General features: G+C 65.4%; 12 protein-coding genes and 1 tRNA gene. 12 read left to right on the top strand and 1 reads right to left on the bottom strand.

The features are described 5' to 3' along the window. Both GPT34_RS05875 and GPT34_RS05870 read left to right on the top strand, forming a co-directional pair. Positions 1–270 (top strand): oxidative damage protection protein (locus GPT34_RS05875; protein WP_291010320.1); only part of this gene is annotated, 270 nt, incomplete at its 5' end. 48 nt (positions 271–318) lie between these two features. Beyond that, positions 319–1,491 (top strand): FAD-dependent oxidoreductase, encoded by a 1,173-nt coding sequence (locus tag GPT34_RS05870; protein ID WP_291010319.1) that lies wholly within the window; start codon positions 319–321, stop codon positions 1,489–1,491. 201 nt (positions 1,492–1,692) lie between these two features. On the opposite strand, the gene GPT34_RS05865 is transcribed toward GPT34_RS05870, so the two are convergent. Beyond that, on the bottom strand, positions 1,693–2,493 hold the full coding sequence (locus tag GPT34_RS05865; RefSeq protein ID WP_291010318.1) for a hypothetical protein: 801 nt from the start codon (positions 2,491–2,493) through the stop codon (positions 1,693–1,695). A 171-nt stretch (positions 2,494–2,664) separates the two neighbouring features. Between GPT34_RS05865 and GPT34_RS05860 the strand changes: the two genes are divergently transcribed. From GPT34_RS05860 to GPT34_RS05815, 10 genes are all read left to right on the top strand, one after another. Beyond that, positions 2,665–3,456, top strand: a complete 792-nt coding sequence (locus GPT34_RS05860) for a sulfite exporter TauE/SafE family protein (protein ID WP_291010317.1) — start codon at positions 2,665–2,667, stop codon at positions 3,454–3,456. Between the two features lie 13 nt (positions 3,457–3,469). After that, positions 3,470–5,251, top strand: a complete 1,782-nt coding sequence (locus GPT34_RS05855; RefSeq protein WP_291010316.1) for a nitrite/sulfite reductase — start codon at positions 3,470–3,472, stop codon at positions 5,249–5,251. A 5-nt stretch (positions 5,252–5,256) separates the two neighbouring features. Next, positions 5,257–5,646 carry a DUF934 domain-containing protein gene (locus GPT34_RS05850; RefSeq protein ID WP_291010315.1) on the top strand — a complete coding sequence of 130 codons (390 nt, stop codon included), beginning with the start codon at positions 5,257–5,259 and terminating at the stop codon, positions 5,644–5,646. 9 nt (positions 5,647–5,655) lie between these two features. Beyond that, positions 5,656–6,402 (top strand): phosphoadenylyl-sulfate reductase, encoded by a 747-nt coding sequence (locus GPT34_RS05845; protein WP_291010314.1) that lies wholly within the window; start codon positions 5,656–5,658, stop codon positions 6,400–6,402. Beyond that, entirely contained in the window at positions 6,399–7,343 is a 945-nt protein-coding gene (cysD, locus tag GPT34_RS05840; protein WP_291010313.1) for a sulfate adenylyltransferase subunit CysD, read from the top strand. The genes GPT34_RS05845 and cysD overlap by 4 nt, the downstream gene beginning before the upstream one ends. Positions 7,344–7,462: 119 nt before the next feature. Beyond that, the gene (locus GPT34_RS05835; protein ID WP_291010312.1) at positions 7,463–8,932 is read left to right on the top strand and encodes a GTP-binding protein; all 1,470 of its coding nucleotides are present in this window, start codon (positions 7,463–7,465) and stop codon (positions 8,930–8,932) included. A gap of 104 nt (positions 8,933–9,036) precedes the next feature. After that, positions 9,037–9,366 (top strand): ferredoxin FdxA, encoded by a 330-nt coding sequence (fdxA, locus tag GPT34_RS05830; protein WP_291010311.1) that lies wholly within the window; start codon positions 9,037–9,039, stop codon positions 9,364–9,366. Positions 9,367–9,373: 7 nt separating this feature from the next. Continuing rightward, positions 9,374–10,474, top strand: coding sequence for an NAD(P)/FAD-dependent oxidoreductase (locus GPT34_RS05825; protein WP_291010310.1), 1,101 nt, complete (start codon positions 9,374–9,376; stop codon positions 10,472–10,474). A 134-nt stretch (positions 10,475–10,608) separates the two neighbouring features. Then, a tRNA-Asn gene (locus GPT34_RS05820) sits at positions 10,609–10,684 on the top strand. 89 nt (positions 10,685–10,773) lie between these two features. Beyond that, entirely contained in the window at positions 10,774–11,130 is a 357-nt protein-coding gene (locus GPT34_RS05815; protein WP_291010309.1) for a VanZ family protein, read from the top strand. Positions 11,131–11,166 lie beyond the last annotated feature (36 nt).

The raw sequence follows: 11,166 nt of genomic DNA, 5'->3' as shown, positions 1-11,166 counted from the left end.
ACCGTCAACTGCATCAAGCTCGGCAAAGAGGCCGAAGGCCTGGACTTTCCACCCTACCCCGGCGAACTCGGCAAGCGTATTTTCGAGGGCGTGAGCAAACAGGCCTGGGCCGACTGGCTCAAGCACCAGACCATGTTGCTCAACGAAAACCGGCTCAATCTGGCCGACGCGCGCGCGCGCCAGTACCTCGCCCGCCAGATGGAAAAGCACTTCTTCGGCGAAGGCGCCGACGCGGCTGCGGGCTACGTGCCCCCTCCCGCCCAGGGTTGAGTCCTGGCGCCCGCCGCAACGACGGCGCGCGATGATCTTGCCCTCCCCGTGATCTCGCCAGCAGATTCACGCGCGCTGGTGATCGGCGCGGGGCTGGCGGGCGCTGCAGCGAGCGTGGCGCTCGCCCGGCGCGGCTGGCGCATCACCCTGATCGATGCCGCGAGCGGTCCGGCCCAGGCTGCGTCCGCTCTGCCAGTGGGCATGCTCAGCCCCCACGTCACCCGCGCGCCCACCCCTCTTTCGCGCCTGAGCGCGCTCGGCGTGGCCGACACGCGGCGCGAGCTGGCGCGTCTCATACCGCCCGGTGCCGGCTGGGGGCCCTGCGAGGTGGACAACCTTGATCACGACCGCGGTCGCTGGCCGGCCGCGCTGGTGCGGCCCGGGGCGCTGGTGAATGCCTGGCTGCATGAGGCCCAGGCGCTGGGACGACTTGACACGGTGTGGAACGCGACAGTGGCTCGATTGCAGCGTGCCGACAGCGACACGTCGGGCTGGCGGGTGCTCGATGAGCAAGGGCAGCTGCTGGGCTCAGCACCAGTGGTGGTGATGGCTTCGGCCCACGGCAGCAGGGAGTTGCTCTTGTCTTTGGCACCACAAGCCGACCCGGCTGGGTGGCCGCTGCGTCCTGTCAAAGGGCAGATGAGTCTGGGCGCGCTGGTGGGTAGCGAATGGGCACCTCGTCCTCAGCGCCAGTCGGGCGTGTTTGTTCCGCGCTATGAGGACAGCGGTTTGCCGCCGCACTGGCCGTCAACCCTCTGGGCCATGGGCTCCACCTACGTGCGAGGGGCCGACGACACTGTCGTCACCGAACAAGGCCACCTGGACAACGCACGCAGTCTGGCGGCCATGCTGCCCAAGGCCGCCGAGCAGTTTCAAGCCGCCATGGTCGCTGACCAATTGTTGGGTTGGGCTGGCGTGCGATGCGCTTCGCTGGACCGCCTGCCGCTGGTGGGCTCTGTGCCCGACCAAGTCGCGCTGCAGGCCTGGATGCAAGCGGCCGGCTCGCGCCGGGGTCGGCTGTCGGTGTCCGAAGCGCCGCGCCTGCCTGGGCTCTACCTGTTCACGGCGCTGGGATCACGCGGCCTGAGCCTGGCGCACTGGTGTGCCGAGCGGCTGGCCCGCCAGATCGATGGCGCGGCGGATGACACTGAGCCCGATCTGGTGCGCGCGCTGGACCCAGCGCGGTTTGCCTGGAAGCTGTCCAAACGACAGGCGAGCTAAGAATGGTGTTCAAAGCGCCCGCCAAGCGCATTCGGATCCCAAACGGGAGGGCTGGCGTGCCGCGGTTTTGCGGGTGATGCGCTTCGTTGTGAATTCGGGTGAGCCGTCCAGGCTCACCCTGGAATTCGCCCCTCGCCCCTCGCCCCTCGCCCCTCATCCCGCAAAAGCCAAGCCGAGCACCGCGCGCCGTGAACACCATGTCTAAAGCAGATCCATCCACTGCGAAAGTTCTCGCGGCTGCAGCGGGCGGGCCAGCAGCGCCGAGATGCCGGCGCGCTGGGTGTTGCGCCGGATGCGCCGGCGATTCCACCAGTCACCCAGGGGGCCAGCCGTCTCGCTGAGGGCAATCGTGATGGCCTGGGGAAAACGATCGCGAAACAGGCGCGCCAGCGACCAGGCATCCACCTGGTGGTCGTCCAGGTTGAACACGCCACAGCAATAGCGGTTGCGCCCGATCAGGGCCAGTGCGGCGTCGGTGTCCTGCGTGTCGTCGACCTCGACCACATCGGACAGGGCCAGCCGCGACCGCAGGTACATCGCTTCCTGCACATCCAGACCCACCAGCAAGGCCCGCTTGCGCAGGTCGGGCGAATCGAAGTCCAGGCCCTCCAGCGGGGACGGCGAAGTAATGTCGAGATCCAGCAGCCCCGAATCCACCTGCCGGGCCGCGTACACCGCGTCCAGATCGGTGAGCACGTCGGACCACTGGATCGGCCGCTGCATCACCCGCCAGGCTTGTTCAGGCGCATCGGGGCCGACCCAGATCAGGCGCTGCCCCTGTGGCAATTCACGGGCATGCACCAGCACCGCCTCGGCACTCTCGCCGTCCACCAGCGCCACATGCGCGGCCGCCACCGGCACATCCGCGCCTGGCGCAAGCATCGGCGCCCAGGGGGCATAGGCAAGGTCGCGATCTTCGGACAGGCGGAAAACGGTGTTCAGCGCATGGCGTTCCACGTCGGAGAAACCGACCACGCTGACAAAGATCCGCTGTTTGTGCATGGGCGGCATGTTAAGCCCCGCAGGCCAAGGCGCCAATTGGCGGCGACTGTCGAGGTCCACCGCAAGTCGCGGTGGCGTGTGCTGCGTCACGGAGCTCTTTATTCATCCTGGCTATATGTGAATGAAAAACATGTCGTTTACAGAATAAGTCTGGCTTCGTAGAGTCCGGGCATGCCTGATTTCGCCATCATCATCGCCGGTTTCGCCGTGGGCCTCATCGTGGGCCTCACCGGTGTGGGCGGTGGGTCGCTCATGACCCCCATTCTGATTTTCTTCTTTGGGGTCAAGCCCTACCTGGCGGTGGGCACCGACCTGTTGTTCGCCGCTTTCACCAAGCTCGGCGGCACGGTGAACCTGGCGCGCCAGCACCTTGTCCCTTGGCGGGTGGTGGGCCTGCTGAGTGTGGGCAGCCTGCCGGCGGCGATCGCCACCTTGATGGTGCTGCGCTGGATAGGGCCGGCGAGCGACGCGGTGCAATCGGTCATGACGCACACGCTGGGCTTGGCGCTGCTGCTCACCGCCGCAGCCATGTTCTACAAAGCCGCACGAGGCTCGCAATTGCCCCGCACCCTCAACGGATCCGAACTCGCAGCCGCCAGCCAGCCGCGCCACTGGAGCCTGCCGGTGCTGTTTGGCCTGGTCATCGGCACCCTGGTCACGCTGACTTCAGTCGGCGCGGGTGCCATCGGTGTGTCGGCCTTGATGCTGTTGTTTCCTCTGCTGCCCTTGCCGCGCATCGTGGCCGCCGACATCGCCTACGCCGTGCCGCTGACCCTGGTCGCCGGCCTGGGCCACGCCAGCCTGGGTTCGGTCGACTGGTCGCTGCTGGGCAAGCTGCTCATCGGTTCCCTACCCGGCATCTGGTTGGGCACCCGCCTCATGCACCACACCCCCGAGCGTCTGGTGCGCTCCCTGCTCTCGCTGCTGCTGGCCTATGCCGGCACCAAGCTGATCACCCTCTGATTGATGGCCCACCATGTACCAGTACACCGATTTCGACCGCCAGTTGGTCCACCAGCGCGCGGCGCAATACCGAGACCAGCTGGAGCGCCGCCTGGACGGCCGCCTGCTGGAAGACGAGTTCAAGCCGCTGCGTCTGCAGAACGGCTGGTATGTGCAGCGCTTCGCCCCCATGCTGCGGGTGGCCGTGCCATACGGCGAGGTCTCGAGCCAGCAGCTGCGCGTGCTGGCTCGCATCGCCCGCGAGTTCGACCACAAGGAGGACCACGACACGACCCATGCGGTGGCGGGCCTGGCCGAGATCGGCACCCTGCCCGACCGCTGCGCCCACTTCACCACGCGGCAAAACCTTCAGTTCAACTGGATTCCCCTGCAACGATCGGCCGATGTGATGGACCTGCTCGCGACGGTGGACATGCACGGTATTCAAACCAGCGGCAATTGCATCCGCAACATCACCAGTGACGCGCTCGCCGGCATCGCGGTCGACGAGGTGGCCGACCCACGCCCGTTCGCCGAAATCCTGCGCCAGTGGAGCACGCTGCACCCTGAGTTCGCCTTCTTGCCGCGCAAGTTCAAGATCGCCATCACCGGCGCCCGGGAAGACCGGGCCGCAACGGCCTGGCACGATCTGGGCCTGCGGCTGCTGCGCAATGTCGACGGCGACCTGGGCTTTCAGGTCCGTGTGGGCGGTGGCATGGGCCGCACACCCATCATTGGCAGCGTGATTCGCGAGTTCCTGCCCTGGCACCAGGTGCTGAACTACCTGGAGGCCGTGGTCCGCGCCTACAACCGGTTTGGCCGGCGCGACAACAAGTACAAAGCCCGCATCAAGATCCTCGTGAAAGCCGAGGGACAGGCGTTCACCGATCAGGTCGAGGTTGAGTACCGCGCCATCGTCGAGCAGGACGGCGCGCCCCACACCATCACTCAGGCTGAGCTCGACCGCGTGAGCGCCTCGTTCGTGCCGCCCGCACTCAACTGCGACCGCAAGAGCGCCGACGCCAAGATCGCCCACATCCTCAAAGCCGCCGCCGAGGACGACCTGGAGTTCGGCCGCTGGCTGACGCAAAACGTCAAGCCACACCAGAACCCCGACCTGCGTGCCGTCACGCTCTCGTTCAAGCGCCTGGGCTCGGCGCCGGGCGACGCCACGGCTGACCAGCTCGACCGCGCGGCCGACCTGGCCGAACAGTTCTCGGCCGGCGAAGCCCGCGTGACCCACGAACAGAACCTGCTACTGCCCTGGGTGCGCTGCGACCAGCTGCCCGAGCTCTGGCGCGAAGCGCGCCGCCTGAGCCTGGCCAAGCCCAACATCGGGCTGCTCACCGACATGATCGCCTGCCCGGGTGGCGATTTTTGCGACCTGGCCAACGCGCGGTCGCTGCCAATCGCACAGGCCTTGATCGCTCGCTACCAGGATCTGGACGAGCTGCACGACCTGGGCGAGATCGACCTGCACATCAGCGGCTGCATCAACTCCTGCGGCCACCACCACAGTGGTCACATCGGCATCCTCGGTGTCGACAAGGATGGCCAGGAGTGGTACCAGGTCACGCTGGGCGGGTCTGACGGCACGCGCCTGTCGGGCGAAGCCGTGCCGGGCAAAGTCATCGGTCCCTCATTTGCAGCCGCTGAGGTGGCCGACGTGGTCGAAGCGCTGCTCGACACCTACCGCCTCCAGCGCACCGAACACGAAACCTTCACCACCACGCTGCAGCGCGTGGGACTGGATCCCTTCAAACAGGCCGCTAACTCGGTGCGCGTGGTCACCGCCCGCACGCCCGCTGTCGTGTGATCGCCATGACTCAATCCCTCCAACTTCTCTCTGTTGGCGCCCCGTCCGCCGAGGCACCAGGCACCCTGGTGCTGTCCAACGACGCTGACCCGCGTCTGGCCGATCTGACCTGCGTGCACACCGTGGAGCTGCACTTTCCGGTGTTCAGCGACGGTCGTGCCTTCAGCCAGGCCTTTTTGCTGCGCCGCCGCCTCGGCTTTGCCGGTGAGATCCGCGCCACCGGTGACGTACTGATCGACCAGTTGCCGCAAATGCGGCGCAGTGGATTCAGCCAGGCCGTGTTGCGCGCCGACCAGGATGCAGCACATGGAAGGCGCTTGCTGAGCACCAATGCTGGCCACTACCAGGGCGACGCCACCCAGGTTCTTCCACGCTTTGCTCAAGCGACTGCGTAAGGCATACGCATGTCCGCCCTCTTGCTCTACAACCAGCCTTCGCCGCAGTTCGATGCGCGTCAAGCCCAGGCGATCGCGCTGCTCAAGCGCGTGGCCGAGGCCCATGGTCCGCTCACCCAGGCCTCCAGCCTGGGTGCCGAAGACATGGTGGTGACCCACCTGGTCCACCTGGCGGGCATCGAGTCGGGTGTGTTTGTGCTCGACACCGGCAAGCTGCACACCGAAACCCTGGCCCTGATCGGGAAGATCGAGCAGCGCTACAGCCGCAGCGTGGAGGTGTACCGGCCTCGCAACGAGTCGGTGATCAAGTTTGTGCGCCAGCATGGCGAAGAAGCGATGTACCAGAACGTGGCGCTTCGCAAACAGTGCTGCGACATCCGCAAGATGGAGCCGCTGGCGCGCGCGTTGGCGGGCAAAGGCGGCTGGATCACGGGTTTGCGCCGAGAGCAGTCCAGCGACCGTGCCGCAGTGCCCGACGTCGTGCAGGAAGCCGAGCGGATCAAGGTCAACCCGCTGGCGGACTGGACCTGGGGCGACGTCTGGCATTTCATCGCCCGCCACCAGCTCGACCACAACGCCTTGCACGACCGCTTTTTCCCCAGCATCGGCTGCGTGCCCTGCACCCGCGCGATCGCCGTCGGTGAAGACTTCCGCGCTGGCCGCTGGTGGTGGGAGAGCAGCGACCTCAAAGAGTGTGGACTGCATGTCCAGCCCGCCACGACCTCCCTGCCGCCATCCGAGACCTCCCCCGCATGAACGCCCGCACCGACACCGCACTGCTGCAAACCGCCGACCACCACTTGAGCAGCGGTCACCTGGATGCGCTGGAAGAAGAAACCATCTTCATCCTGCGCGAAGTGGCTGCCGCTTTTGAGCGCCCCGCCCTGCTGTTCTCCGGCGGTAAGGATTCGCTGGTGATGCTGCGCTGCGCCGAAAAAGCGTTCGGCGCGGGCCGCATCCCCTATCCGCTGCTGATGATCGACACCGGCCACAACTTCGCCGAGGTGACGGACTTCCGCGACCAGCGCGCCGCCGAGCTGCAGGCCCAGCTCATCGTGCGCCACGTCGAAGACTCCATGCAACGCGGCACTGTGCGACTGGCCCATACGGGCGAGAGCCGCAATGTGCACCAGTCGGTGACCCTGCTCGAAGCGATCGAGGAATTCGGCTTTGACGCCCTGATCGGCGGCGCGCGTCGCGACGAGGAAAAGGCACGAGCCAAAGAGCGTATGTTTTCGCACCGAGACAACTTCGGCCAATGGCAGCCCAAGGCGCAGCGCCCGGAACTGTGGACGCTGTTCAACACGCGCCTGGCGAGCGGCGAACACTTCCGCGTGTTTCCCATCAGCAACTGGACCGAGCTCGACGTGTGGCAATACATTGCGCGCGAAAACATCGCCCTGCCCTCGATCTACTACTCTCACCCGCGTGAAGTGGTCGACCGCCGCGGCCTGCTGGTGCCCGTCACCGAACTCACCCCGGCCCAAGACGGCGAAACGGTGCAGGTGCGCCAGGTGCGCTTTCGCACTGTGGGAGATATCACCTGCACCTGCCCGGTCGAAAGCCTGGCCACCACCGCAAGCGACATTGTCATCGAGACTCTGGCCACCGATGTGAGCGAGCGCGGCGCCACGCGCATGGACGACAAGACGTCGGACGCTTCGATGGAAAAGCGGAAGAAGGATGGCTATTTCTGAGGAAATAGCCCACCCCCGCGCCGCCCTCTACGCCCCCCGCCAAGGAGGCGGCGCTGGCGAACCAGCACAGCCGGATCTGCGGCGCCCTGGCTTCAGACAACTCACTCGGACCATCTTTCATGAGCACACTCCCATCCGTTCAGGCTGAGCCTGTCGATGCCCTCGGTCCTGTCGCCACCCGCCCGGCCCTGAAGTTCATCACCTGCGGTTCGGTGGACGACGGCAAGAGCACCCTGATCGGTCGCTTGCTGGTCGACAGCAAGGCGGTGCTGCAAGACCACCTCGCGGGCGTGCAGCGCCAGGGAGAAACCGATCTCGCCTTGTTGACCGACGGTTTGTCGGCCGAGCGCGAGCAAGGTATCACCATCGATGTGGCGTACCGCTACTTCAACACCCAAACCCGCAAGTTCATCATCGGTGACGCGCCCGGCCATGAGCAATACACCCGCAACATGGTCACCGCTGCATCCAGCGCCGACGCGGCCGTGGTGCTGGTCGATGCCACCAAGCTCGACTGGCGCGATGCCGGCCTGCAACTGCTGAGCCAGACAAGGCGCCACAGCCTGTTGCTGCAGCTGCTCCGTGTGCCCTCCATCGTGTTTGCGGTGAACAAGCTCGACGCGGTCGACGACCCGACGGTGGCCTTCACCCACATCCGGGCTGCCATCACTGCCTTCGCGCTGGCGGCCGGCCTGCAGGTCACGGCCACCGTGCCGGTGTCAGCTCTCAAGGGATCGAACGTGGTGGATCCGGCGCATGAAGCCAATTGGTGCGGCTACGGCGGCCCTACCCTGTTGGCCATCCTGGAACACCTGCCTGTGACCCCGGCCGATGTGGAGCTACCCCTGACATTTCCAGTGCAATGGGTAGAAAAACCTGGTGCCCAGACGCTCCCCAAGGGAGCGCAAGCCGACTTGGGGCGGCCCGGCGGCGGCTTGGGTGCCCCCTCGCTCCCCGCTGCGCAGGGTCCGCTGCCGCCCGAGAGGGCTGATGCGTCTTGGGGCGGGCTGGCGGCGCATCGTTCCTTTTCATCCGGCACCAGCCAAAGCCGGCGCGTGTTCTGGGGCCGGGTAGCCACCGGCAGCGCGAGCCCTGGGCAAATGGTTCAGGTCATGCCGAGTGGGCAGAGCGCCATCGTAGCCCAGGTGCTCGACCACGTGCGCCAACCGGGCGATCGCCAGGCCGGGTTGAGTGCGGGCATCGTGCTGGACCGCGAAGTGGATGTGTCGCGCGGCGACTGGCTGCTCGCCCAAGATGCGGTCGGTGGCGAGCTGGTGCCCACCCGAGAAATTCGCGCCACCGTGGCCTGGCTCGACGACGAGCCGCTGCTGCCCTCGCGGGTGTACTGGGCCCTGCACGGGCACCGTTGGGTCAAGGCGCGGGTGAGCCGCATCGAATACCAAATCGACATCCAGACGCTGAGCCAGCAAACCACCGCTGAACTGGCACCCAACGCCATCGGCCACGTGGTGCTTTCGTTGCAGCAACCGCTGATCACGTTGCCTTTCGTGAGATCGCGAGCACTGGGTTCGATGGTGCTGGTGGATGCCGCCAGTCACCGCACCTCGGGAGCGGTTCTGGTGCGCTGATCGGGCGCCATCACCCTTAACTTATGTCAAGGCAAGGGGCTTGACCCGGCCTTAACCTCACGAAAACCCTAAAATCTGGTCTTTTGCCTCTCCCACTGCTCACCATGACCCACGTCGTCACCGAATCCTGCATCCGCTGCAAATACACCGATTGTGTGGATGTCTGCCCCGTGGACTGTTTTCGCGAAGGCCCCAATTTCCTCACCATCGATCCGGACGAGTGCATCGACTGTGCCGTGTGCATCCCCGAGTGCCCGGTGAGTGCGATCTACGCCGAAGAAGACCTGCCGAAAGACCAGCTGCACATGACGGCACTCAACGAAGAGTTGTCGCGCCTGCCCACCTGGAAGAGCATCACGAAGCGCAAAGAGCCCTTACCCGACGCCGACGACTGGAAAGACCGCACGGGCAAGTTGTCTGAAATGATCCGCTGAATTCGCCATGGAACCGAAATTGAATCAAGAGGTGATGGACACGGCCTGCGCGCACGATGGTCCGATCGAGACCGATGCCGTGATCGTTGGCGCAGGCCCGGTGGGCCTGTTTCAGGTGTTTGAGCTCGGCCTGCTGGAAATCAAGGCTCACGTCATCGACTCGCTGGCCTACCCCGGTGGCCAGCCGGTGGAGCTGTACCCGGACAAGCCGATTTACGACATCCCGGCTATCCCGGTGTGCACCGGCCAGGAACTGACCGACAGCCTGCTCAAGCAGATCGAGCCCTTTGGCGCGACTTTCCATCTTGGGCAGGAAGTGGTGAAGGTCGACAAGCAGGGCGACGGTCGCTTCTACGTCGAAACGTCCAAGGGCACGCGCTTTCTCACCAAGACCATCTTCATCGCCGCGGGCGTCGGCGCCTTCCAGCCGCGCTTGCTCAAGGTCGATGGTCTGGATCAGTTCGACGCCTCGCAGCTTTTTTACCGCGTCAAGAACCCGGCCGACTTTGCTGGCAAGAATCTGGTGATCGTGGGCGGCGGCGACTCGGCACTGGACTGGACGCTGAACTTCGTCGCCGAAGGCCCCAACAAGGCCGAGAGCGTGATCCTCATCCACCGCCGCGACGGCTTCAAGGCAGCGCCGGCCAGCGTGGCCAAGATGCGCGAGCTGTGCGAACAGTACGAGATGCAGTTCATTGTGGGCCAGATCACCGGCTACGAGGAAAAAGGCGGCAAGCTGGTCGGCGTGAAGGTCACCGGCTCCGACGGCGTAACGCGCGTGGTGCCGCTGGACGTATTGCTGGTGTTCTTCGGCCTCTCGCCCAAACTCGGGCCCATTGCCGAGTGGGGCCTTGAAATCGAACGCAAGCAGCTGGTGGTGGACACCGAGAAGTTCTCCACCAGTGTGCCCGGCATCTTCGCCGTGGGCGACATCAACACCTACCCCGGCAAGAAAAAGCTCATCCTCTCGGGTTTTCACGAGTGCGCACTGGCGGCCTTTGGCGCCATGCCCATCATCTTCCCCGACAAGAAGGTGTTTCTTCAGTACACCACCACCAGCCCGAAGCTGCACAAGGTGCTCGGCGTGGAATCGCCCGTATTCGACTGAGCGGTTTCACCGCCACCACGCGCAGGCCCTCCCAGCGAGGGCCTTGTGCTTTCCGGCTACCGCACGATATCCTGGCGGTGAAAATGCAGCTTCTGCCTGAATCGACGCAAAATCGCACTATAATTTGAGGCTGTTCCCTGATAGCTCAGTTGGTAGAGCGACGGACTGTTAATCCGCAGGTCCCTGGTTCGAGTCCAGGTCGGGGAGCCACCCACACACGCAAAAAGCACTTGAGCGGCACGGTTCAGGTGCTTTTTTCATGGGCGCCTGCTCGGGCAGGCTGACCCCACCACCCTTACATGAACCTCTTTTCTCTCGCAGTCCGCCGCACGGCCTTCTGGGCCTGTCTGCTTGCGATCGTGGTGCTGTCGCTGCTGCCTGGCGACCGCCTGCCTACGGTCTTCGCCTGGTGGGACAAGGCCCAGCACGCTCTCGGCTTTGCCGTGCTGACCGGAATCGGTCTGTTCGCCTACGCCCAGGCCCGATGGCGCCTGCCCGTGGGCTTGCTGCTGTTCGGGGCGGCGATTGAACTCGCGCAGGGTGCTTCAGGCTGGCGAACCGGCGACTGGCTGGACCTGCTCGCTGACGCCGTGGGCATCCTGGGCGCACTGCTGCTCTGGTGGCTGGTGATGCCTCGGCGCCCAGGGAAAGCTTGAGCCTCGTCCACCGTCCGGAGGTTGAAGGGGACGCAA

Source organism: Hydrogenophaga sp. (genome assembly GCF_011390835.1).
GTDB lineage: Bacteria > Pseudomonadota > Gammaproteobacteria > Burkholderiales > Burkholderiaceae_C > Hydrogenophaga.
The sequence above is the reverse complement of the archived record's forward strand: the minus strand, read 5'-3'. Positions and strand labels throughout refer to the sequence as shown.